Consider the following 26350-nt stretch of genomic DNA (forward strand, 5'->3'; position numbering starts at 1 on the left):
ATAAAACATCTAATTATTATTTGTTTGATTTTCTTATTTCACTAACCAATTCTTTCAGTTCACTCTCTACAATTTTGCTAGTTTCTGAAACTTTAGTATCTATATTTTTAACTAAACTATCATAGTTTTTCAAAATAAAATCAACTTTTTCACTTACTAATTTACTTATTTCATCACATTTCCACAGTTTTTCATCTGCTGATTCAATAACTAATTCATTCATATCTAATCCATCACCTATTACTCCCGAATACTTAACGCTATAGGATAATGAAATAGCAGGTTTTCTCATATAAAAAGTTGATACACCCGAATGCATCCTTCCTGTTATAGTAAATAATCCATTTCCAAGTATTTCTCTAGCTTCTGATGGCAACATCGTCTCTGTTATGGCAACAATTTTTCCTAATATTTTTTTATCCAATTTTTCCATTATTTTATTTATTGCTCGTCTATCATCATTATCTGATTCTAAAGTGTCAGGTTCTGAGACGTGCATAAGTAAAACTATTTTTTCAAATTTATCACTTACCCATAATTCTTTAATAATATTTACCCAATTTCTAATATAATCATCAAAATTGTTTGTATAACTTTCAACAAGTCCTGAAGGTACTAAGGTTATATATTTATTCTCTTCCAGATTATATTCACTTACTTTGTTATCATATTGATATTGCATTGGTAATTCAATAAAGGCTAAATCTCTTCCAGATTTTGCATTTTTGAAGTTTAAACTTTTTAAATAATTTAAATTTTTATCATCTCTTGTATGAATTTTAGTTTCACTTAAACACTGCCTAGCTAGTTCTCCTCTATTACCTGTAAAAGGTCCCATTGTATGACCTATTAAATATATATTCTTACGCTGGCTTTCCTTTTTTAATTTATGTAATTCACTTTCTAATCGATCTATTCCATAGTACTCAGATATGTCATCTCCACCGATAATTATTATATTTTCTATGTTTTCAATAATTTTATTTAACTTTATACGTCTAATTTTATTTATACATTTTTTTAATAGATTATCTGTGGCGTCTATTCTAGACCTTTTTATGTTTGCGCCTGCTACTTCACTTTTTAATCTTTCTAAATCTATATCGGAGTTAACATCCACATAAAATATAACATTATCATAATTCTGATTTATTTTATTAATTAGTGTTATTGCCATCATGCAACTTCCATAATTAAATGTGTTCCATATATGTTTTATATAAATTTTCATAAAATCTACTCCTAGCTATTGATTTTTAATCCTATTTTTTTAGTCTCTTATATTATTTTGTATTAATTTAATTTTTACCAAAAATAATACTAATACAACATTTTTAGATCTCATATATTTAACAATTAATCTACTAAGTTTTCCAATCACATTACAATTACCTAAATATTCTATAACGCCTTCATCATTTAATAGCGACCCTATTTTTTCATATTTATTTTTAAAATTTAAGTGATTTTTAGCATAAACTACTCCATATAAATATTCAATTATGCAATAAATAAAATGATTTGCCTGGTATTCTATAGCCTTATCATCATATTTACCCCACTTCTCCAGCTTATTTATAAGGGTTATATTTTCTTCTAAAATAACATTTAAATAATTCTCTGAATACTTTAACCATACTGGATTGGCCTTCTCAATTCTATAATCATAAAAAGCAGCACCTAAGACTATACATTTGTCTATATGATCATAGTAATTAGCATTAAATACCGTATCTTCTCCACGTTTGAAATTCTCAAATTTCAAATCATATTTCTTTATAATTTCTGATTTGTAAATCTTATTCCATAGAGTATCTCCAATTTCTTCTTTTCTTAGTAAAATAAAATTACTTAAAATTTCATCTTTTGTCTCAAAAAAATGTTTTCTTGGCAATACTTTTGTTCTTCTTAAAATTTTTCCACTTGCGTCTACAGTAACATTAGTTTGACCTGATATAACTAAATCAACCTGGTGCTCATCAATACACTTATACATCTCCTGAAGTAGATTGTCTTCATACCAATCATCACAATCAAAAAATATAATGTATTTACCCGAAGAAATATCTATTCCTATATTTCTTGCAGCCCAAGTCCCTCCATTTTCTTTACTAATTAATCTTATTCTACTGTCTTTTTCTGCGTATTCATTACACATTTCTACGCTATTATCAGTAGATCCATCATTTATTATTATTAATTCAAAATCTTTAAATGTTTGATTTAAAATCATCTCTATACACTTATTAATATATTTCGCTCCATTATAAATCGGAACTATAATACTTATCTGAGGCATAACAACACTCCTTAATCATCAGCTACTTATTATTTCTTTAAAGATCTAAATTTATATAATATGCGAAATATAAGACCATAAGTTCTTGTCTTTATAAGTAACGCATTAACTTTATATTTAAGTGATAGCTTACTATTACTTATGATTTCAGAAATTTTTAAAGCTGTGACCTCTTTTTTAATTATTTTTTTAAAATCTAAATAATTGCTCTTTTCTCCTGTTTCACAATACTCAGTCCAATATTTGTTGTGTATTACCCATAAGGTTTTTATCATATACACTGCATAATAATGAATTAATTTTTCATAAAGCAGTGGATCCGCTGTTATATAATCTCTCATGATATAGCAACCTGCTAGCATATCCTCCATTGACTTTATTGAAAATACTTTTGTAAGTGATGCTTCTCTTTGCCTGTAATAATATAATGGTTCACTCATTAAAAAGATTTTCTTTGAACAAGCCAGTGTTAAAAATAGTACAGGAGTATCTTCACATACTATAAAATCAGGAAACAAAATTTTGTTTTCTGTAAAAAGTTCTCTTTTATGCAGCTTATTCCATGCATAGGCCTTGATATCATTTAATAAAAACTTCCTAAGAGCCTCAATTTTATCTATATGGCCCTCTTTATCAATTCCTTCTATGGTTTGATGGTATTTTTCACTATCCGATTTATATTTATCAGGCATGTCCATATATAATATATAATTGCAAATAACTATGTCTGCACTCTCTCTTTTAGCTGCGTTGTACATTTTTTCAAACATATTTAATTCAATAAAATCATCTGAATCAACAAATGCTATGTATTCTCCAGTTGCTGCTTTGAGTCCTGCATTTCGAGTTTCACTAATCCCACTATTTTTCTGATTTATAATAATCAATTCAGGGAATTTTATTTTATACTCTTTCAATATTTCATAACAATTATCTGTAGATCCATCATTTATTATAATAATTTCTCTATTATTAATAGTTTGCTTAATAACGCTATCTAAACACTCAGGCAAGTATTCTTGTACATTATAAACAGGTATTATAATACTGACATCCACCCTATTCAACGAAATACCCCCCTTTTGACTATCATCTTGATCTCTACTTATCACCTGTGAAGTTACATTGCTAATTAGTTGTTTTATGAGAAGGTTTTATATAAAAAGCCTTCTTGAATTTATGAAAAGTGATATCCTTTAATAAAATTCGTAAATATTTTGAACTTATATAACTTTTAAGGATTAGATAAATTCTATAAACTTCATTTTTTTTCTTATATTCTTTTGATTTAGTAAGTCCTTCTAAGGCTAAACTATATTTACTTTCTTCATTAGCATCAATTTTAATATTCTTTAAACATTCTACTGATTCACTTTCAAATCCAAATTTCAACCTATCTTTATACATCTTAACAACCTGTTTAGAGTATAAAAGCTGTTGCAATGAATTACTTTTGGAAATTCCACTGCTTCTAATTCTATATTTAACTAAGAACTCATTAGTACTCGCAAGTTTGAATCCGCTAGTTATAAGTCTTAGTAAAAAGTCATAATCTTCTGCGCAAGTAATTTGTCTGTACCCGCGAAGCTTATCTGCACATTTTTTTTTAAAAAACCAGGTTGGATGATTAACAAAATCTACATTTACTAAACAACTTTTTATTAATTTCATATCCTCTGGCATTATTGCATCTTTGTATAGTTCATTGCCATCTTCATCAATATTAATGCACCTGGCGCCCATAAAATCTATATCTGGATGACAATTAAAATAATTTATTTGTTTTTCAAATCTATCAGGCAATGATATATCGTCTGCATCCATTCTTGCTATAAAATCACCTTTTGCATGACTTAATGCAAAATTCAAGCTTTTAACTAACCCAATATTTTTTTCATTTTTAAAATATCGTATCCTTGCATCGCATTTGCAATAATTTTCAATTAATACATCTAATTCACTATTGTTTGGATTATCTAAAATAATAATAAACTCTAAATTTTTATAGCTTTGAGTTAATATGGATTCTATTGCTTCTATTAACCAATTTTCTTTTTCGTTGTATACACTCATAATTACAGACACTAAGATTTGTTTATTGCTATTCATGGAAAACACCTCGTTAAACCTTCGATTTATTTGTGTGAATTTCGAGTAATTTCACCTATAGAAGTGAGTGACTTTCCTTCTGAAATGCCACAAACAGTTGCGCCTGTTTATCTTTCTCAGAAAGTAACACTTCTCCTATATCTTTCAAAGGCCATTCTATCCCAATACTAGCATCATTCCAGGCAATTGATCCCTCAAACTCAGGGTGATATAAATTAGTACATTTATATACGAATTCTGCCTGCTCTGACATTACAAGGAACCCATGAGCAAAGCCTTCAGGTACATAAAATTGCCTTTTATTCTCACTACTCAGTATTGCTCCAACCCATTTACCATAGGTTTCAGATCTGCCTCGCAAGTCCACAGCTACATCAAATACTTCACCACTTAGAACTCTAACAAGTTTTCCTTGAGAATACTCTTTTTGAAAATGTAGTCCCCTAAGTACTCCCTTTTTAGATTTAGACTGGTTATCCTGAAGGAACACCATATCTAGCCCCGCTTCTTTAAATTCATCAAAATTATAAGTTTCCATAAAATATCCTCTGTTGTCTCCAAAAACTGTAGGCTCTATTATATATAAATCTTTTATTGTAGTTTCAATAAACTTAAATTTTTTCATTATACTGTTTTTACTCCTTCATACATCTTTTTATAGTATTTTTGATATTCTCCCGAGGTAACATTTTTCATCCATTTATCATTATCCAAATACCACTGAATCGTATTTTTTATACCTACTTCAAAAGCTGTTTCAGGATACCATCCCAGTTCATCCTTTATCTTTGATGGATCTATTGCGTATCTTCTATCGTGACCTTTTCTATCTTCAACATGCACAATTAATGCTTTTGTTATTTCCTTATCTACATTTTCATTTAAATAAGAAATAATACCCTCAACTATCTCAATATTAGCTTTCTCATTATGTCCACCAATATTATAAACTTCTCCAGTTGTTCCTTTTGTTAATACCATATCAATAGCCTTACAATGGTCCACCACATATAACCAGTCGCGAATATTTAAACCATCTCCGTATACAGGCAAATCCGCATGCTTTAAACAATTGTTTATTAAAAGAGGTATAAGCTTTTCTGGAAACTGATATGGTCCATAATTATTTGAACATCTAGTTATGTTCATTGGCATCTTAAATGTATCAAAGTATGCCTTTACCATTAAGTCACTGCCAGCCTTTGATGCTGAGTAGGGGCTATGCGAGTCAATAGGTGTTGTTTCTACAAAATACCCTGTTTCACCTAAAGAACCATATACCTCATCAGTAGACACCTGAAGGAATTTGACACCTTCCTTGAAGCCACTTTCAAACTCCCATGAATTTTTCGCACAGTTTAAAAGATTTACTGTTCCAAGTACATTTGTTTGAGCAAATATCTCTGGGTTCACTATGCTTCTATCCACATGAGATTCTGCTGCAAAGTTTACAACATAGTGAATATTGTATTCCTTGAACACCTTTCCCACTAATTCGCTATCACAAATATCTCCCTGGATAAAAATATAATTTGGATTATTTTCAATTTGTTTAAGGTTTTCCAAGTTTCCTGCATAAGTTAGATTGTCCAAATTTACTATTCTAACATCTGAATATTTCTTTAGAATATAGTGAACAAAGTTTGATCCTATAAACCCTGCTCCTCCTGTTACTAAATAAGTTTTCATTTTACTCCTCCAAATTCTATACCTTTTGATTTTATACCCCGGAACAAGCAGCTATTTCTTTTATTGCTTCTTTACTTGCTTTTTTATATTCCATAGCAATATCCATTAAATAAGTCCCATAACCAGTTTTCAAAAGTGGTTGTGCTAATGTTTTGAGTTCTTGCATAGTTATCCAACCATTTCTATAGGAAATTTCTTCAAGACAGGATATATATGTACCTTGAGTGCTTTGCACCGCTTCTACAAAATTTGAAGCCTTAAGCATGCTCGCATGAGTTCCTGTGTCAAGCCAAGCAAGTCCTCTTCCAAGTAGGTTTACCTTAAGTTTTCCCTCCATCATATAAATTCTATTTAAATCCGTAATTTCAAGTTCTCCTCGCTCCGAGGGTTTTAATTTTTTAACTTTTTCTACAACAGTGTTATCATAAAAATATAGTCCTGGAATGGCATATTCTGACTTTGGATTTTCAGGTTTTTCTTCTAGCGAAAGTACATTTCCATCTTTATCAAACTCAACAACTCCAAAAGAATTTGGATTTTTAACATGGTATCCAAAGATCACAGCTCCCTCCACAAGTTCCGCAGCCCTGCTTAGACTTTTTGTAAAACTTTGTCCCCAGAATAAATTATCTCCAAGTATCATCGCTACCTTATCATCACCAATGAATTTTTCTCCGATTATAAAGGCTTCCGCCAGTCCATTTGGTGCTTCTTGAATAGCATATTCTATTTTGAGTCCAATTTTACTTCCCTCTTCAAATAGCTCCATAAAACCTGGCAAATCTCTCGGTGTTGAAATTATTAATATTTCCCTTATCCCAGCTAACATTAAAACGGACATAGGATAATAGATCATTGGTTTATCATATATGGGTACCATTTGTTTTGATAACGCTTTTGTAACCGGGTAGAGCCTTGTGCCTGACCCTCCAGCTAATATAATACCTTTCATAACTATGTTTCCTCCCTCTACTAATCTTTTAACCAAAAAACCATTATTCTTTTAAAAAAACTCTCCACTTTCAATTCAGCGCCAATCTTAGCTAGCCTTCTCATCCCCAAATAGCACTCCCACCGTCTTGAATATAAGTCCTATATCTACAAGTGTATTTCTATCTATTAAATACTCAACATCCATTTCCATCCATTCTTCAAAGCAAATATTATTTCTTCCTCTTACCTGCCAATAACAAGTTAACCCCGGTTTTGCAATTAACCTTTGTCTTTGAAAAGATGTAAATTGCACTACTTCTTTGGGCAAACTCGGTCTTGGCCCAACTAAGGACATGTCGCCTCTTAATATGTTAAAAAGTTGTGGGAGTTCATCTATACTTGTCTTCCGTACGAACTTACCAACCTTAGTTATTCTAGGATCCTCTTTTATCTTAAACATAGGTCCTGACATCTCATTTTCACCTTGAAGCTTTCCTAGAAGACCTTCTGCATTTGAACACATAGACCTAAATTTGTACATTTTAAATTGTGTGCCATCTTTACCAACCCTAATTTGAGCAAAAAAAACAGGCCCCTTTGAATCTAATTTAATCCAAATGCCAACAACAATCATCACTGGACTTATTAATACAATTCCACATAAAGCACCTATAATATCAATTATCCTTTTGATTATAAAATATCCTAGTTTTTTCTCATATTCAGCAGCAGTCGAAGCCTGTGTAACTCTTGAATTTCTTTGTGATTTTTGCATCTATATTTCCTCCTTTTTAGGATTACGCAAATAAGTGATAAATCATCTTAAGCTAATTGCAATACCTTTTGCTATTTGAGTATGTATTAGAATTCATATTTCTTAACTTTTCATTCCTAGAAACTGCCACTTCTTATTACTTCTTCATATAGACTCCTAAAGTTCTCATTATATTTTAAAGTTTGAAGATACTCCATAAATGGAACTTTTAAATCAGCTCTTTTTAAAGCAAACTCAACTGTGGCCTCAAGAAATCCTAATTTATCACCTAGCATAACAGCAAAAGGTTCATTGCCTACAAAGGCTCTTGCGCAATTAATAGCATCCCCAAGTCCTTTAGGTTCCTTTTGTCTTATAAAGTGTATATTCACCATGTTTGATATATCTCTAACCTGTTTAAGAAGGTCATCTTTATGTTTATCTTCTAGTTCTAGCTCTAGTTCTACTGATTTATCAAAATGATCTTCAATAGACTTTTTATTTCTTCCTGTAATAACTAATATTTCTTCTATCCCAGCCTCAACAGCTTCCTCTATAATATATTGCATTGTAGGCTTATCAACTATAGGTAACATTTCTTTAGGTAATGCCTTTGTAGCAGGTAAGAACCTTGTTCCAAGTCCTGCTGCTGGTATAATAGCTTTTCTAACTCTCATATAAATTTTCTCCTTTTCTTATGTAAGTTATTTTTTTAAACATAGTTATAATTCTTATTTTCACAAGTCTAATTACTCTCTAAATGCCGCATGTTAATATCTTATATTTATACATTTATCGACTTAATGTGATATTTTATTCTCTTTTTACATAATTATTTGTGATAATTATTTTTTATTTTTATATTCAATTAAATAAATTGTCAAACACAGCATTGTTTTTACCATATGGTAGAGTATATCATAATATTACAAAATGTGTGTTAAGTTTTTATTAAATTTATATGTTTTGTAACTTTTACGACATAAACCGTTCGTTTTTTCATCTTTTTAACATGATTTTCTATTTTATTTTAATATTAATTAAAATCATTCTATAAATGTCATTAAATCTAGCTAAACGCAAAAAAGAATCAGAAGTTTTAAATTCTGATTCTTTTCTTGTTTTAATAAATAGTAAACATGGAATTTGTCAAGAGTAACTTGCAATAAAAAAGCAAAAGAATAGGGTATCTTCTTCGTGGTCTTTCCCTTTCCTTGTGAGTACAATAAGTATGAATTTTAGACTGAGTGACTTGCAATAAAGAAGCGAAAAAACATTGAAATTCCATTTAGAAATTCTTCTTTTGCGAATATAAAATTCTCGTGGGCCTGACAGGAAGTCAGGCTAGCGAACCTGAGGCAGGACGCCGAATGTAAGCGCTAGAGAATTTTATATTCGCAAAAGATTAGAATTTCTTAATGGGATTTCACGTTTCGAGCTCTTATTGCAAGTCACGCAGGATATTTTTAATACTTCTTGCACTTTGGTTTTTCTTTACCTTCTCTTTCAAATGCTAACAGTGCATTAACCTCTCCCCCTAGTAATATTATAATAGAAGTAATATAAAGCCACAGCATAAGCACTATCACTCCTCCTATACCACCATATACACTAGAATAGTTATTGAAGTTATTCACATAATAAGCAAATCCTAAAGAAGATAACAACCATCCTAAAGTACTAAATGTCGCTCCTGGCATTACTTCTCTCCATGTAAGTCTCCTACAAGGAGTAAAATGGTACAATGATGCAAATATAAACACCATCCCAGATAAAGTTACCAAGTACCTTATGATGTCCCAATTTAATATAAACTTACTGGATACAGGAAATTTCGTTACAATCGTTCCACCTATCATTTGTCCAAATACAACTAATCCTACTGCAGCTATAATAACCACTTCAAGTCCTACCATAAACAATATAGATATAATTAGAGTTTTTAAGTAAGATCTTGTTTCTTTTTCATCGTAGGCCTTATTTAATCCCTTTATTATAGCTCTGAACCCGCTAGACCCAGTCCAAATTAAACCTATTATACTTAGCGATACTAAATTCCCGCTTGTTTTTTCAAACACATCTATAACTGTAGTGTAAATTAAATCAAAAGTGCTTTTGGGCAATATTTGGCTTAAATATACCAACACATCATTACTCTTTAAATCACTATAGCCTAGCATACTAAGTAGTAGTAATAAAAAAGGAAAAAAAGATAACAATAAATAATAGGTAACTTGAGCTGCCAAGGCAGTAATATCATCATCAATAACCCTTGATACAAGTTTTTTTAAATTTTTAAACATATAAGCCACCTTTCACTCTTTCTATTTAAAATAGCATATGAAGGTTCCACATGTAGAATGTTATGATAGTAGATTATTCTACATGATTTCAACTATCATTGCCTTTGATATAAATATGCATAATCTTATGTAGTTAACGCAGAAGAAATTTCAAACTTAGCCTTCTATCCTTCTTCTGTTATAATATGTATTATAGCAAGATATTATTAGTAATTAAAGAGGGGATGTTAATATGAAATTAGCACTAGCCCAAGTAGATATTGCATGGGAAGATAAAGCTATTAACAAAGAAACTACATTACAATTTATAAAACAGGCATCTACTGAAAAGGTAGATATGATATTTTTCCCTGAAATGACTTTAACGGGCTTCTCTATGAATACTTCTTTAATAGGAGAAAATAATAATGAAACCACAGAATTCTTTAAGGAAATGAGTTCTAAATTTAATATTTTTATAGGATTTGGATATGTAGAAGGCACCACTAATAGTAAAAATAAATACTCTGTAGTTGCTCCCTCTGGAGAAGAACTTGTAAACTACACAAAAATTCATCCTTTTTCCTTTGGAGGAGAACCTGAATTTTACCAAAGCGGAAACCAAATAGAATTTTTTAACGCTTTCGATTTTACTATTGCCCCTTTCATCTGCTACGATTTGCGCTTCCCAGAAGTCTTTCAGATAGCTTCAAAACCCGCCACTTTAATTACCGTAGCAGCTAACTGGCCACTAGGTCGCCGTGAACACTGGATTACCCTACTAAAAGCAAGAGCCATAGAAAACCAATGTTATATAGCAGGTGTGAATCGAGTCGGCAAAGGAAATGGATTGACCTACAGCGGTGACTCCATGATTATAGATCCATTAGGAAATATAATAAGTAGTTTATATATGGAAGATGGTCTAATTATAGCTGATATCTGCAAGTCAGATGTATCTCATATTAGAAATAACTTTAGCCTTAAAGAAGATAGAAAAGACGGGCTGTATTATAATCTGTATTTAAGTGCTATTCAAGGCTCCAAATGAAGGAATTTTTTTCAATAAATTAATAAATTTAGATTATTTCAATAGATAAAAGTTAATATTATAATATATTTTTATATAATATATTTTCAGATAATTAAAAATTTATCCACAATTCAAATAAAGTTATCCACATAAAGAGGATAACTTTGTTTAAATATACATTCAATAAGGCAAGCAGTGATAATTTTTCCCATTTTTCTGGAATCTATTCGCTTTCACAAAATAGTTATACACAGGTACGAAATAAGTCTAATTTTTAATTCTATTGAGAAAGTTTCTTTTTCATCATGAAAAGATCGCGTTCATTATTCAGTTCTTTCATACCGATATACTCAATTTTTTCACTTACATCTGCAATCTCATTTGAAATATGCTTTACAGCACTTTTTATCACACTAACATCTTCATGGTTTCCTTGTCCACACTATTACCACCTTTCTATTATATCTTGTGTATTCTTTATAATTATACCTTTATTATATCCTCAAAAGGGTATAATTTCAAAGCTTAAACTATGGAACTTACAGTATTTTATAAATATATGCAAAGGATATAAACACTTGAACTATCAGTATTAAAGGTATTCCTATCACAAACTTTTTATGCTTAGTTTTATGCCTAAATAATTGCATACCCATAAATATACCCAAAGCACCAAAAGCAAAAGCTACAGTAAAAAGAGTCCTTTCTGGAGTTCTCCATCTCTTCTTTTGTGATTTATTCTTATCTGAATACATCACATAAATACCGTATAAATTAATAGCTAAAATATAATATAAAAATAATTTCATGTTTTCCCTCCAATTTAATTGGCAAAAGGTTAGAATTTCTTAATCAAATTTCACGTTTCAAGCTCGTTTGCAATTAACGCAAGCGAAATTGTATGCCTTAAGTATACTCGAGTTTAACCTTGCTCCCTCCCTGTCCCTGCTCTGCAGGCGTTACTATTAGCTTTATAGGAACCCTATTCTTAAGCTCTTCCACATGACTTATTATCCCCACAGAAAGCGTACTTGAATGGAGCTTTTCTAGTGAATTCATTACTATTTCTAAAAGATCTGTATCTAAAGTTCCAAAACCTTCATCTAAAAAGAAGAATTCTAGTGGAGCACTTCCTTTTAATTGAATTTGTGAGGATAGTGCAAGTGCAAGACATAATGAGGTCAAGAAGGTTTCTCCTCCGGACAAGGTGTTGGTTTCGCGTCTTGTTCCTCCATTGAAATCATCCCTCATTACAAAAGCTCCATCAGCGTCAAGCTCCAAGGCATAACGACCTCTTGTTATTTCCTTCAAACGTTTTGAAGCCTCCAATGATATATATTTTAGCTGCTTCATTGCTACATATTCTACAAATTTATTCCCTTGAATTAAGGTGTCAAGTTCTCTTAAAAGACCTAGCATATGTTCTACTTCGCTACGCTTTATTATAAGAGCTGCAAATTCTTTTAACTTTCTTTCCATTTCCTCTAAGATACGATTTTCAACACCTACAGCCTTATTTTTTTCTTCTAAAACATTTTGTAGTATTTGTCTTTTTTCTTTTAATTCTTCCCAAAAATTAGGGTCTATTTCTTTTCCGCAAAGAAGATTTTCTACTCTTTGCAAATTATCTAGAATTCTACGAAGCACCTCTTCATAATGTTTTATTTCAGCATCTAAAATCATCAAATCTTCTTTGGAAATTAAATATTGAATAGCTAAATCAGTGTTTTCAAAGGAATCTTCACTAAGAGATATCTTTAATTTTTCTTCTCCTATAACTAATAGTTTTAAAAGCATTGTATTTTCCTTTTCTTCACTAGTCTTCTGAGTCTCCACATTTTGCTTTTCTATATTTTCTCTTTCTAAAACTTCTTTTAAATTTGCCTCCTTCAACGTTATGTTTTTGATTTCACTTTTTACCTTTTCTATTTCAATTTTAGGGGTTAATTCTTTTGAAGGCTTGAATCCACAGAGTTCTACAATTTGAATAGTCAAACGCTCTATTTCTGCTCTTTTTTCCTTGCCACTGGTTTCTATTTCTGTTTTTGAGGTAGTAAGGCCCTTTAATATTTTATCCACTTCATCTCTTTGCTTTTCTAGTATTACTAACTCTGCTCTGTACTTCCTTGCTGTAGAAGTTAGCTTTATTACTTCATTGTCCCTGGCTTTAAGTTGCTTTATTTTTTCACTTATGGATAGGTTTTTTATACTATCCCTTTGCTTATGGGCATATTCTTCTCTTTGCAAATCTTCTTTTAAAAGCATGTACTTATTCTGAAGTATCTTTATACTTTCTGTAGCAATAGATAAATCTACATTTATTGCTATTAGTGCTTCCTTTTCCTTTTTCAAACCTTCGTAAAGCCTAGCTTCCGAAAGGTCTACTTTGCTTTTTTCATTTTGTAGCACAACTAAGGCTAAGTCTAGCTCAGTTTTTTGCTTATTGTAAGATTCTGTGTTTTCTCTAAACTTAATTAATTCCTTTTCGCTTATACTCTTCTGCTCTTGTAATTCCAAGATATTTACGCCTTGGAGCTTTTCGGAAACCTCTCTAAGGCTCTTATTTATATGCTCAGCATCTCTTAAAAATTCCGCTGCTTTAATCTGCTCCTTTTGAAGTTCTTTAGCGAGTTTTTCTAAGTTTAGCTCTCCATTTTGCTTTAAATTTTTTAATTCTTCTAAGTTGGTGTTTAATGATGCCTGTGCTAAATGCGTATGATGCTCCGATCCGCATACTGGGCATAGGTCTCCTTGTTTTAAATTGGAAGCTAGAACTGCTGCCATGCCCCCTAGTTCTATATCTTTTATTTCACCTTCTATGTTTTTAAGCTGAGCTTTAGCCACTTCTATAGTTTCTGACCTGTTTTTTAAATCTAAGCTAACTTTTTCACTTTCAGTGTTAATAATATTATATCTTCCCTTAAGCTCACCCACTATTTTATGGTTTTCTACAGCTTTTTCTAGAGTATCCTGAAGTTTGCTATAAGCGTCTTGCCTATCTAACAACAAATTACTATCTCCCGGGAAATTATTCGTAAGTTCCACGGTTTTTTCTCGTAAAACCACTAATTTATTCCTACTATTTTCCTGAAGCAGCAATGCTTCACTATGCATTCCCTCCGTTATAAATATAGACTTTTGAGATGCTTGTTCTTTATTTTTAAGTATATCTACATTTTTTATGGCAAGGTCAACTTCTAGCTCAATGTTATAGGTATTCTGCAGTTTTTCCCTATATTCTGGCAATATTTCTATTTCATTTAGAGTTTCTTCTGTACCTTTTAGTTTGTTTTCTGCTACTGCTTTATTACTTTCTATTAGCTTGTACTTTAAATTATTTTCATTTATATTTGTCATAAGTACTTTATGTTGTTCTAAAAGAATAGCTTTTTCTTCAGCCAGATAATTTATTTTTTCTTCAATAGTTATAGCTTGTTTAAGGCTTACTTCCCTTTCAATTAATCCAGGAAGTTTATTGTTTTTATCCATCCATGCCCCCTCATAAGAGGTTTTTGTTATATTTAGCCTTTCACATAAAACTAAAAAAGCATTGTTTAATTTTTGAAGAGTGAAATTATTTTTAGCTAAACTCTCTTTAATTTCAATTACATTGTCAATAAAGGGTTTTACCTTTATTGCTGCGCTTCCTTTAGTTAACTTTTCAATTTTATTTTTAATTTCTTCTTCCTGAAGTTTTAGCTGGACTTCCTTATTTACATACTGTTTTTTTTCTTCCTGTAGCTCCCAGAGAGTTTTGTACTGCTCGTACTGTTTATCTACTGCACTTTTCTGAGTCCTAAGATCACTTTCTTCTTTTTTTAAACGGGCTAATGTCTGAGTTATCTCACTAAGGGCCTCTTGTCCTACATTTTCATAGCCCTTCATTTCTCCCTCTAGCTCATTTTTTGTTATTAAGTTTTCATTTCTAACTCTTTTTATTTTCTCATAGAGCTTTGTTCCATATTTTTCTAAGGCAAATATTCTCTCTAACATATTTCTTCTTTCTTTTCCTGTAAGCTTTAAAAATTCATTGAATTTACCTTGAGGTAGTACCACTGATCGTGTAAAATCCTCAACTTTTAGTCCTATAATATCTATAATATTTTCCTCTACGTCCTTTGGTCCTTCTGCTAGCACTTTATTTTCTTCTGAGTTTTCTTTGTTTATTTCTATAAGCCTTGCATAGGCAGTTTTAAAATATCCAGTTTTTAATCTCTTTATGCACCTTTCTGCTCTATACAGCTTTCGAGTTTTTCCAAGGCCTATTTCAAAATCGTAGCTTATTTCTACCATATTTGTTTCTGTGTTTACAAACTCCTTGGTTTCTCTAGATACTTTTCCATAAAGAGCTATTGTTATACCATCTAGGATGGTAGATTTGCCACTAGCTGTGGGACCAAAGATACCGAAAAGTCCTTTCTCTGTAAGCCTTGAAAACTCTATAGTTTGCTCTTCTACAAAGGAATTCAAACCCTTTATTTTAAGATTAACTGGTTTCATTTTCCGTATCCCCCTCTATTGCTATACTTAAGAATAACTCCATTAACTCTTTTGAAGGCTCTAGCCCTGATTTTTCCTTTATAAAATATTCTTTAAACAATTCTTCCATAGATTTTTCCCTTAGACCTTCCGCTAAATCTTCTTCCCTTTCTAGGCCTTCTAGTATTGGCTGTATGGAAACTATGTCACGGCGATTTTTTTTCATTTCCTTTATATGTTCTGTACTGATTATTTCTTTGGTCTTTATTTCAAGGTATACCCAAATGTTTCGCTGGCTTTCTGCTATGCATTTTTCTAATGCTTCTTCCACGCTACTACATTTCCATACTTCTATAGGCTTGTAATTTCTAAATAGAAGTTGTGATATTTCCGCCTCCTCGCCAGCTTTAACCTCTACAAGATATGCGCCTTTGCTATAGTTTATTTCACTTTTGCTATATTGAATTGGGGACCCGGAATATCTTATCTTCCCCTTAGTTCCTGGTACTTTTTGTGGTCTATGAAGATGCCCCAGGGCTGAATACTGAGCATTTTCCGGAAATTTCAATGGGGAAACTGAAAGACTTCCACCCAGTTGTATACTTCTCTCTGAAGCACTTTCCTCTCCACCCATAACATAAAGGTGAGATACTGCTAGATTTACGGTATCATCTCTATATTTAGTGGATAGCTTCTCAAATAGTTGCCCTATTCTATCAGAATAGCTTTTTTGCCTATCTTCATCAGTTAACCCCATTGAAAGCACTTCATTTAACCTTTTCTCACTTGGGTAGGGCAGCGTTATAATAACTGCCTTCTCCCCTCTTATACTAAGCTCTAAATAGCCTTCGCCACTTTCTATTATTTCAAAATCATGTTCCATTTCAAAATTAACTTCTCCAAATACGCCTTCTCTGGCTATGCTCTTTGGTTCTCCTAAAAGTATTACTCCATGCTTATAAGCAAGGGGGCTAGCTGCTACTAGCCTCTCTGGATTATCATGATTTCCTGCTACTACAAGCACTGCTGTTTTACCACTACTGGTGATTCTCTTAAGGGTACTATAAAACATTGCTTCTGCCTTTGCTGGAGGATTACCATTGTCATAGATATCCCCAGCTATAAGTACTAAATCTATATTATTATTTGCCACTATCTCTATAAATTCCTCTAGAAATTCTTCCTGTTCCTCTAGCCTACTGAATTGCTCTAAGGTTTTTCCTAGATGCCAATCGGAGGTGTGAAGTATTCTCATTTTATTCTCCCCTTTCTTAAAACACTATTTAACTCGCAAGGCTTTATCTATACTAAATAAATATAGATAGCTCTCTTTAACTGTTTTTCCAAGAGTAGCCCTAAGTGCCCTTGCATAATAATCTAGCTGAGGCTTATATCTTTCTATTAACTCATCCGTATCGCCATTTTTTACTGAGTCTGTTTTATAATCTACTAGAATTATTTCTCCATTTTCTTCAAAATAGCAATCGATTATTCCTTGAAGGATTATTTTTTCTTCTCCATATATGTCAGTGGGAAGATTTTTATAAATGTCTGTTGAATTAATTTCCATATGGAAAGGTACTTCTCTTTTTAATAGATCAAGCCCATAGGCTTTTACCATCCTAGCTCCAAGCTCTGTTTTAAATAACTTTACTAGTTTGGGTACCCGTACAGCTTTGCCCTCTTCTTTTGACAATAAAAGTTTTTCAATGTAAATTCGGATTTGAACCTCTATTTCACTTGTGGTTGACACTTTATTCAAATCTAGTCTTTGCACTACTGCATGCATAGCTGTTCCTTTTTCTGCTGGCGTTAAGCCCTTTAGTTCCTCTAAAAATCTTGGTTTACTTATAAGTTTCGGCACATACATATTTTCTGAGGTACCTTCTGCAAGCTCTACATTAACTTTTCTTTTTAGCTCCGTTACTGTAAGCACTGTGGGCATTTTTGTAGACATTTCATATTTATAAATAAATCCTAGCCTTTTTTCTATCTCTGCCATTTTTTTTTCATCTGTGATTTTTTCCTGGAGCATTATTAATTTTTCCTGTGTACTCACAAGGGTTTCTTCCTGCGCATCTTGTATTTTGACTATGTCATCTCTATTCCAAAGCCTAACCTGAAAGCTTGCAGGATGCTCCAATAGATTTACGTTATCATCTTCTATTCCAATTAACTGCCTTAGCATCTTTCCATCTGCGTGCCTTATTACGGAAGGTACTATCCAGTCTAAATAGCTTTTTGCTTTTAGAATTTCATATTCTCCAAGCTTTTCAGTATTTTCTTCTAAACTAAAGCTCATTCTTCCTATATTTTTCTCTATGTTTTTTATTGACCCAGTTATAATTAGCTTTTCCTTTGCTCTTGTAAATGCTACGTATAGCACTCTCATTTCTTCTGAAAGGCTTTCTATCTTTATTTTCTTTCTTAGTGCTTGTTTTAAAACTGTAGGGTAAGAAATTCTTCTTAAGGGGTCCACAAAATCTGGACCGTAGCCTAAATCATGATGAAATAATATGCTCTTATTTATATCCATTAGGTTAAAGTTTTTCCCTGTACCACTTAAAAATACTACAGGAAACTCTAAGCCTTTACTTTTATGAATACTCATTATCCTAACTACGTTTTCATTTTCCCCTAAGGTTTTAGCGCTGCCCATATCTCCACTGCTTATTTTTAGCTTGTTTATGAAGTTTATAAAATTAAACAGTCCCTTATAGCTAGTTTCGGCGTATTGCCTAGCCCTTTGGAAAAGCACTCTTAGATTTGCCTGTCTTTGGACTCCTCCTGGCATGGCTCCTATATAGCCATAATACCCTGTGTCTGTGTATAGATACCAGATAAATTCTTCAATAGGCATATACTTACATATTTCTCTAAAGTGATTTAATTTTTTTAGGAATTTATTAAGCTTTTGGGCAATTGATTCATTTTGCTCTGTTTCCTTATCATCCGAAAAATTTACCATTGCCTCATAAAAAGAAATTTCCCTCTGACCTATTCTTATATCTACTAGCTCCTCTGAAGTAAACCCGCCTATTGGAGAACGTAAAACTGAAAGCATAGGGATATCTTGTCTTGGGTTATCTATAATTTGAAGGAGACTCATGATTATTTGAATTTCTATGGTGTTAAAATATCCTGTGCCCGTATCTGCATAAACAGGTATGCCTTCAAGTTTTAACTCTTCTAAAAATGAAGGTGCCCAATTTGAGGTGGCACGAAGTAATATTACAATATCCTTATAATCTACATTTCTATAAGCTTTGATATTTTTATCATAAATTTTAAAGGCTTTACATGCATCGTGTAGCATTAATTCTTTTATTCTCTTTGCCACAATTCTAGCTTCTAATTGAATATTTGTAGGGGTTTCTTCCTCTGAGCTTTTGCTAGCGTCCTGGTCTTCTGAATCCTTTGACTGATTTTCATCTTCAGCCTCTGCATTTTCCTCGGAGATATCTATAACATCCTTTTCAATAAGATGTAGCTCCACAGCTCCGCCTACTACCCCTGGCTCTTTAAGCTCTTCAAAAAATGCTCCTAGATTTAGTGCTTCTTCATCTGTATAGTCAAGATCTCCAATGTTTTTGCACATTATTCCTTTGAAGATATAATTTACAGCATTTATAACTGGTTCTCTGCTTCTAAAATTTTTGTATAGTGTTATTTTTCTTGTTTTTGCACCCTCAACCTTTTCATAAGAACTATATTTCCCTAAAAAGAGCTCTGGTCTTGCCTGCCTAAATCTATATATGCTCTGCTTTACATCTCCTACCATAAATACATTTGGAGCCCCTATTTTTTCTCTTGAAATTATATTGAGTAAGGTTTCCTGCACCATGTTGCTATCTTGATATTCATCTATCAAAATTTCTTCGTATTTATTTCGTAGTTGCAGGGCTACAGATGAAGGTTCTGGTTTTCCGTCCAAGCCTAGTACTACTTCACCTTTTTCATTCCTTTGCATCAAAATATAAAGACAAAAATGCTCAAAGTCGTTGAAATCTATGATGGAGCGTTCTTTTTTCTTTTGTGTATATTTTTCCTCCAAATCTATAACTAACTGCGATAATGCCATCATTTGAGGATATAGTTTTTTTATATCCTGAAGAGCTGTTTCTGAATTTGCGTTCATTACCTGCTGCCCTAGCTCTTGTAATTGTTTTTTTACCTTATTTCTTATATCCTGCACTGCCTTTTGTTTTTCCTTGTCTTTGCAAGCCTTTATGCTTGGTAGCTTTTGGAAACTTAAATTTTCTATAGTCCCTGCCAAATTATTAAATGAGTTTTTGGATGCAGATAAAAGGTCAGAAATAATTTCCAAATCACCTTTAAAAACTTCAAAGTACAATGCTATAGCTTCATTTCCTTCTATGATTTTCAATGCTTTTATCATTACTTTTTCAATGCCTTGCAGCTCTATTTTAATATCTTCTATTAAAACTGCGGCCCAAGGGGTATCGCTAAGACTGTAACCTTCTTTAATATTAAAATCCTCTGCTGCATCTAATAGCCATTTTGCTGGATCTGTGGAACTCATAGCAAAATTATAAAGGCTTAAGACTATAGCTTGAAGACCTAAGTCTTCTTTATTATTGCTATAGGATTCGACTAGGTTTAAGAAACTATTTTCTTGCTCAAAGCTAGGGGCCTGCACTGGCTTTGAGCTACTATTTTCTTCTAGGCCATTCTCCGATTCTTGATTATCCTCTTTTGCTTGGTCCATCTGATCTTCAACAATGGGTACATATCTTTCTTCGAAAAGTTCTTCTAGAGCTTCCTGCTTTAAAAGTACTGCTTCTGTGGTGTCAGCTATTCGAAAATTAGGGTCTAGATCTACTATATGAAAATTGTTTCTAATAACCTCAAGACAAAAAGAGTGAATAGTTGTAATGCTAGATTTATTTAATAGTGTAAGTTGTCTTTGCAGTAACTTACTTTTTGGATTTTTATGAAGTTCCTTTGAGATCGCTTGCGCTATTCTCTCTCTCATCTCTGACGCAGCTGCATTTGTAAATGTAACTACTAGAAGCTTATCAATATCTGTTGGCCGCTCTTCATCTGTTACTATTTTTATTATTCTCTCCACTAGCACTGCAGTTTTTCCGGAACCCGCAGCTGCTGCTACTAGAATATTACAATCACGAATTGTTATAGCCTTTTGTTGATCCTCCGTCCATGAAACCTTTTTTTCTACTTGCTTAATTTCACTTGTATCCTTATCCATTAATCTTCCACTCCCATCTCTTGGGTATTTACACTATTTAGTTGCGATTCTTCCTGTGATTCCTTTTCAGATTCATTCGCTAAAAGTTCCCAGATTTCCTGGTCCTTTTTATCCTTTATTATTTTATAGGTATTTTCCTTTAATGTGGAATCAAATTGACAAATAGCTGAGTATTCACAATAAGCACAAGGAGTAATATCCTTTTTCTTGTAGGGTTTTATGTCTATTTCCCCACTTAACATTTCCTCGCAGGTGCATACCAGATTTTCCTTTACATGTTTTAGCAGCATCTCAAATTGCTCTTTAGTCGCCACGGATGACCTTGAGCCCAGTTCGCCATCTTTCTTAATAGAGGCTGGAACAACTAGTGATGCCCCTTGAATATTTCTATCCATTTCCCTAATTATCTTAGTATCTGCTAGCAGTAGGCCCTTCATTTTTAAAGCCTTCATTATGGCTTTTTCTAGCTCCTCTTCATCTAAATTATTTTTAGCTTTTATTACTGGGTCATCTATTTTAAAATACAGTATACCCGCTGGGAAAATTGTTTCCTTAGAAAGAGAACTTTCTTTAGAAAAAGCTATCTCATTTGTAAGCATTGCGTCTAAATAAGTCAATAGCTGTATTTGAAGTCCGTAATATACATCCGATAGCTTAAAATCCTTATTTCCGGATTTATAATCTACTATTCTGTAGAATTCTTCTCCCTCATTTATTAATTTATCTACCCTATCTATTCTGCCCACTAAATTTACGGTTTCTCCTGTGGATAGTTCTATTTGTATCGGTGGATAATCTCCATCATTAAAGCCAAAGGATACTTCATATCCAAAAGGTTCAAAACCACTATTTTTCATTTGCTCAACTATGACAAAGATGGTCCGCTTTAAAACTCTTTTTAATCTCTCAGTAAAATACTTATACCTTGGGGTACTGTTTAATATATAACCACTTATGCCGAGGTCTGCTTCCGCTTCTACAATGGTTGCTATATTTGCCTCGCACCATGTCTTATCAAGATCCGCCCATTTTATTTTGCTTTTATCCACAAGCTTTGAAAAATTGTCAAGCACACTGTGCATAAAACTACCTAAGTCCGGCGAAGAAAAAGTAAAAGTTTTTCTTTCTTTTGCTTTTAATCCATATTGCACAAAATATGCAAAGGGACACTCTTCATATTTTTCTATTCTAGATACGCTAAAATAGTTTTTATCTCCATAAAGTAGTTTTACTTTTTCTTTTTCTAGCATTTTCACTTCATTCTTATAGTCAAAGCCTTTAAACATGCTGTTACTCTTTTCTTTCCATTCTGCTTCTTTTTGATACCACTTATAAACTTTAACCCAAAGTTCCGATATATACCCAGTCTCTAAATATTTTCTAAGAGCAAAGATTAAACCATTAAAAGTGGGAACTTTAGCACACACCTCTGACATTTCATGAGCATCTTGCATATCCTGCGCATTGTGTATTTCATGCAGGTCGTCACTATACTGCGTTATATTGCTTTGTTCTACCAGTGCCTTAAATAATGCTTTAAATCTAGATATTATAATAGAAGGTCTTAGGGTTTTGCCTTCATAATCTCCTATGGGATAGCTTATATTTAAATATTTACTGGGTATAGTTATGGTAGCATAAATTAAGTACTGCTCATTGAACATCTCAGTTTTTGTGTCATTTGCCATTTCTACTCCATTTTCTTTTAAAATTAATCTGTCACTGTCTGTGAATATCCCCTCCTCCTTATTTGCCTTTGGGAACACTCCATCATTTACGCCTATAATGTATAGGGCATTTATATCATGACTTTTTATGCGGTCTAGGCTAGTGATAGAAACACCATCTAGCGCTGGTGGAATAAGTCCCATTTGATGTTTGCTAAAGCCTATGGATAGGATCTTTACAAACTCTTCTAAGGATAGAGTCTCGCATCCTAGGACCTCTACCATCTGATCTAATAGTTCCATAACTAGGTTCCATATTTTGCCGTACTCTATCACCTGCTCTTGAGCACCTTGATTTTTGAAATTCTTTATCCACTGCTCTAGAGTTTTATATACCTTTATTGATTCTAGGAATTCAAATAGGGCGGTGCAGATTTTTATAGTTGTGTTTTTACCCTTTAATTTTTCATTTAATGCTAGTAGTGGCTTTATGAAGGCGTCTCTTGTATCATTAAGAATTTTAATGGTAGCTTCTATTTTTTCAGCTTCCTGGGCTTCTTTGGTGACTGGGGTTTCTATATTTATTTCTGGGTTTTGATGTTCTTGATATTGTTGATTCTCGTCAGTTTCGACCTCTTCTATGTTTTTCTGTAGCTCCGTCGCAGCTGCGCTTTTATCATAATAATCTCTAAAATAATATTCTATTTTTTCTTGCCATAGTGCGACTTCTGTCCATTTTTTTTTGCCCTTTATGCCTGTTTGTATTACGAAGTTTTCTAATATATCTATATTTTCCACTTCTATATCCAGTAAGCCTGTTTTAAGATATCGAAACACTGATTCATAACTAAAGTTCTTAGTGAAAATCTCAACAGTTGATGTTATTAACACAATTAGAGGATTACTTGTTATATCTTTTTTCTTATCTATAAATAAAGGGATATTGTATTCTGTAAATATTGCTTTAATTAACTTTTCATAGGATGGTAAATCTCTGGTTACCACTGCAATTTTATTAAATCTTATATGTTCATCGCGGCATAGTCTCAAGATATCTTTTGCCACATGTTCTATTTCGGAATAGGCATTTAGAGCTTTAAACACCCTTATATTTTTACACTTTTCAGTGGATGCAGTGTATGGGAAAGCAAAATAATTTTTTTCTAGAAAAGAAAGCTCCGCATTATCTTTAAATTTATGCTCCTTATTTTCTTGTAACTCTATAGGCGCATCAAAAGTTGTTCCAGTTTCCTCAGCTATTTTTAAAAGTTTGTCTTCTGTAAATTTTATAGAATAAAAGGCATCTGCCTCATCCATACCTTTTGAATGCTCTGAGCTTTTTAGTGGCAAGGTTATATTTACCCTTTTAGCCTTTTTATATAGCTTTTCTATTATTCCATATTGTTGCGGTGTAAAGCCTGTAAACTCATCTAACCAAAACTCGCAGCCATCAAAAATATTACATTCATCAAGGGCACTATATAAACGGGTTAAATCGTCATCAGGGTCTACATAGTTTTGACTTAAAATATCATCAAATTCTCCATATATAAGTGATAAATCAGTTATTTTATCTATTAATAAGGGATTTTCCCCTAAATTTTCTTTTACAACATTTAAATCTTCCACAGAAATTCCATATTTTTTAAATTCTGTGATAGCACTAGCTACATTATCTACAAAGCCTTTTTGCCTTGATGCTGCACTAAATACTTTAAATTTCTCTTGTTTTTTTTGCATTATGCTATGAATAAGCATTGCTTTTCCTGAGGTGTCCATAGGTGTGCGAGTTATACCTCCAACCTCACTAAATACTTTGTAAGCTAACCTATTAAAACTAAGTACTTGGATATTTTTTATTCCTGTAGATCCAACTACTTTTATAAGATTTTTTTCAGCTTGGAAAGAGAATTGTTCTGGTACTAAAAGTACCAGGGGCAGTTCACGCTCTTCAACACTTCTATCTTTTATATCTTCTAAACAGAAGGTACTTTTTCCCTTGCCAGCTCCTCCGTATATAAATCTTAAACTCACAAAAACACATCCCTTCTTTTTTAGGCCTTAGTCACATATACTATACCGTGTATAATTTTACCATAATAAATGCATTTTCTCGAGCAATTCCCATTATCGTTATTATATTATAACATGTTAATCATAGTAACCCCTGACGTTTAAACACATAATTTTACATATATATTAATATTTCTTTAACAAATATGCAGGTATTTGTATTTTAATATAGAATAATAGTATATATAAATCTTATAAATTTACACATTAGTGTAAATTATGTATTAATTCCAATGAATATATTGAATTTTATATTCATATATTTTATTTTTATTGGCCTTGGCATTGTAATATGAGAATTATATAAATTATTGTTCTTATATTCGAATACTAATATAATACCTAAGATTTATGCTTCGCGTTTTCATAACATTATTAAAAATTTAACAATATTAAAGGAGAGGAATTAAAATGTTTAAGAAATTCACAAATGGTTGCGTTAATCTTGTCCAAAAGTATTTGCCAGATCCATTTATATTTGCTGTGCTTCTAACATTCTTTGTATTGATTTTAGGGATAGTACTTACTGGTCAAAGTCCCTTAGCTATGACTGTTCACTGGAGCAAGGGCTTATGGACTCTTCTTTCTTTTTCAATGCAAATGGCATTAGTATTAGTTACAGGCCACGCGCTTGCCAATGCACCATCTTTTAAAAAGGGCCTTAAAACTCTTGCAAAAATACCTAAATCACCAACTCAAGCAATTGTTCTTGTTACTCTTATTTCTACTGTAGCTTGTTGGATTAACTGGGGTTTTGGTCTAGTTATTGGAGCTATTTTTGCTAAAGAACTCGCTAAAGAAGTTAAAGGTGTAGATTATAGACTTTTAATAGCTTCTGCTTATTCCGGCTTTTTAGTATGGCATGCTGGTCTTTCTGGTTCTATACCACTAGTAGTTGCTGGGGGTGGTGCTGACGTAGCAAAAGCCACTGCAGGCGCAGTTACTACAGCTATACCTACCAGTGCTACATTGTTTTCAGGTTTTAATTTAATTATATTAGCTGTACTTTTAATAACATTACCTCTTGTAAATAAAGCTATGCATCCTAATAAGGATAATACTGTTACTATAGATCCAAATCTTTTGGTGGAAGAACCAGTAGTGATAATGTCTAAAGGAGAAATGACTCCTGCTGATAAACTTGAGAATAGTACTATTATCTCAATGTTATTATCACTTATGGGCTTCACTTATATTATTTATTACTTTATTAAAGGTGGTAGCCTTGATTTAAACATTGTTAATGCTATTTTCTTATTCCTTGGAGTTGCTCTTCATAAAACTCCTAGAAGATTTGTTGGTGCAATTACAGATGCTGCTAAAGGAGCTGCTGGAATTATACTTCAATTTCCATTCTATGCAGGTATTATGGGTATGATGGTAGGTGCAAGTGCTTCTGGTATTTCTCTTGCAGGAGTTATGTCTACTTCTTTTGTTAGTATATCTAATCAACATACCTTCCCGCTCTTTACTTTCTTAAGTGCAGGACTTGTTAACTTCTTTGTACCATCTGGTGGTGGCCAATGGGCTGTCCAAGCTCCTATTATGATGCCTGCTGGTGCAGCTTTAGGTGTACCTGCTGCGAAAACTGCTATGGCTATTGCTTGGGGAGATGCATGGACTAACATGATTCAACCTTTCTGGGCATTACCTGCTCTTGGAATTGCTGGACTCAGCGCTAAGGATGTAATGGGTTTTTGTATAGTTGACTTGTTGTGCTCAGGTGTTATTATTGGACTAGGATTATTCCTTTTTTAAGAAGTTTTCATTATAATAGCTAAGCTACTGTCTACCTCTAGAAA

General features: G+C 32.4%; 17 protein-coding genes. 2 read left to right on the forward strand and 15 right to left on the reverse strand.

Annotated features, from left to right (window positions below):
- Nucleotides 1-16: 16 nt before the first annotated feature.
- The 10 genes from G9F70_RS22045 to G9F70_RS22090 form a co-directional block, all read right to left on the reverse strand.
- Nucleotides 17-1231, reverse strand: a complete 1215-nt coding sequence (locus tag G9F70_RS22045; RefSeq protein WP_164943950.1) for a polysaccharide pyruvyl transferase family protein — start codon at nt 1229-1231, stop codon at nt 17-19.
- Between the two features lie 39 nt (nt 1232-1270).
- Nucleotides 1271-2299: a glycosyltransferase family 2 protein gene (locus tag G9F70_RS22050; RefSeq protein ID WP_164943949.1), complete on the reverse strand. Its 1029-nt coding sequence runs from the start codon at nt 2297-2299 to the stop codon at nt 1271-1273.
- A 29-nt stretch (nt 2300-2328) separates the two neighbouring features.
- Nucleotides 2329-3357 (reverse strand): glycosyltransferase family 2 protein, encoded by a 1029-nt coding sequence (locus tag G9F70_RS22055; RefSeq protein WP_224617885.1) that lies wholly within the window; start codon nt 3355-3357, stop codon nt 2329-2331.
- Between the two features lie 70 nt (nt 3358-3427).
- Entirely contained in the window at nt 3428-4408 is a 981-nt protein-coding gene (locus tag G9F70_RS22060) for a glycosyltransferase (RefSeq protein WP_164943947.1), read from the reverse strand.
- A 55-nt stretch (nt 4409-4463) separates the two neighbouring features.
- A complete protein-coding gene (rfbC, locus tag G9F70_RS22065; protein ID WP_164943946.1) occupies nt 4464-5033 on the reverse strand; it encodes a dTDP-4-dehydrorhamnose 3,5-epimerase in 570 nt (189 codons plus the stop codon).
- A complete protein-coding gene (rfbB, locus tag G9F70_RS22070; RefSeq protein ID WP_164943945.1) occupies nt 5033-6097 on the reverse strand; it encodes a dTDP-glucose 4,6-dehydratase in 1065 nt (354 codons plus the stop codon). Before rfbB ends, rfbC begins: the two co-directional genes overlap by 1 nt.
- Nucleotides 6098-6128: 31 nt before the next feature.
- Nucleotides 6129-7049 carry a glucose-1-phosphate thymidylyltransferase RfbA gene (gene rfbA / locus G9F70_RS22075; protein WP_164943944.1) on the reverse strand — a complete coding sequence of 307 codons (921 nt, stop codon included), beginning with the start codon at nt 7047-7049 and terminating at the stop codon, nt 6129-6131.
- An 87-nt stretch (nt 7050-7136) separates the two neighbouring features.
- Nucleotides 7137-7805 carry a sugar transferase gene (locus G9F70_RS22080; RefSeq protein ID WP_164943943.1) on the reverse strand — a complete coding sequence of 223 codons (669 nt, stop codon included), beginning with the start codon at nt 7803-7805 and terminating at the stop codon, nt 7137-7139.
- A 116-nt stretch (nt 7806-7921) separates the two neighbouring features.
- Entirely contained in the window at nt 7922-8461 is a 540-nt protein-coding gene (locus G9F70_RS22085; RefSeq protein WP_164943942.1) for a UTP--glucose-1-phosphate uridylyltransferase, read from the reverse strand.
- 789 nt (nt 8462-9250) lie between these two features.
- Entirely contained in the window at nt 9251-10087 is an 837-nt protein-coding gene (locus tag G9F70_RS22090) for a YihY/virulence factor BrkB family protein (protein ID WP_164943941.1), read from the reverse strand.
- A gap of 232 nt (nt 10088-10319) precedes the next feature.
- Here G9F70_RS22090 and G9F70_RS22095 point away from each other — a divergent pair, with 232 nt between their 5' ends.
- On the forward strand, nt 10320-11117 hold the full coding sequence (locus G9F70_RS22095) for a nitrilase-related carbon-nitrogen hydrolase (protein ID WP_164943940.1): 798 nt from the start codon (nt 10320-10322) through the stop codon (nt 11115-11117).
- A 521-nt stretch (nt 11118-11638) separates the two neighbouring features.
- Here G9F70_RS22095 and G9F70_RS22100 read toward each other — a convergent pair.
- From G9F70_RS22100 to G9F70_RS22120, 5 genes are all read right to left on the reverse strand, one after another.
- Nucleotides 11639-11908, reverse strand: coding sequence for a DUF1294 domain-containing protein (locus G9F70_RS22100; RefSeq protein WP_164943939.1), 270 nt, complete (start codon nt 11906-11908; stop codon nt 11639-11641).
- 97 nt (nt 11909-12005) lie between these two features.
- The gene (locus G9F70_RS22105; protein ID WP_164943938.1) at nt 12006-15599 is read right to left on the reverse strand and encodes an AAA family ATPase; all 3594 of its coding nucleotides are present in this window, start codon (nt 15597-15599) and stop codon (nt 12006-12008) included.
- Nucleotides 15586-16833 (reverse strand): exonuclease SbcCD subunit D, encoded by a 1248-nt coding sequence (locus G9F70_RS22110; protein ID WP_164943937.1) that lies wholly within the window; start codon nt 16831-16833, stop codon nt 15586-15588. Before G9F70_RS22110 ends, G9F70_RS22105 begins: the two co-directional genes overlap by 14 nt.
- 24 nt (nt 16834-16857) lie before the next feature.
- The gene (addA, locus tag G9F70_RS22115) at nt 16858-20808 is read right to left on the reverse strand and encodes a helicase-exonuclease AddAB subunit AddA (RefSeq protein ID WP_164943936.1); all 3951 of its coding nucleotides are present in this window, start codon (nt 20806-20808) and stop codon (nt 16858-16860) included.
- Nucleotides 20808-24509 carry a PD-(D/E)XK nuclease family protein gene (locus tag G9F70_RS22120; protein WP_164943935.1) on the reverse strand — a complete coding sequence of 1234 codons (3702 nt, stop codon included), beginning with the start codon at nt 24507-24509 and terminating at the stop codon, nt 20808-20810. Before G9F70_RS22120 ends, addA begins: the two co-directional genes overlap by 1 nt.
- A gap of 450 nt (nt 24510-24959) precedes the next feature.
- On the opposite strand from G9F70_RS22120, the gene G9F70_RS22125 reads away from it, so the two are divergent.
- Nucleotides 24960-26306 carry a TIGR00366 family protein gene (locus G9F70_RS22125; protein ID WP_164943934.1) on the forward strand — a complete coding sequence of 449 codons (1347 nt, stop codon included), beginning with the start codon at nt 24960-24962 and terminating at the stop codon, nt 26304-26306.
- The last annotated feature ends 44 nt before the right edge of the window (nt 26307-26350 follow it).

Source organism: Clostridium sp. FP1, assembly GCF_011065975.2.
Classification (GTDB): domain Bacteria; phylum Bacillota; class Clostridia; order Clostridiales; family Clostridiaceae; genus Clostridium_AD; species Clostridium_AD tagluense.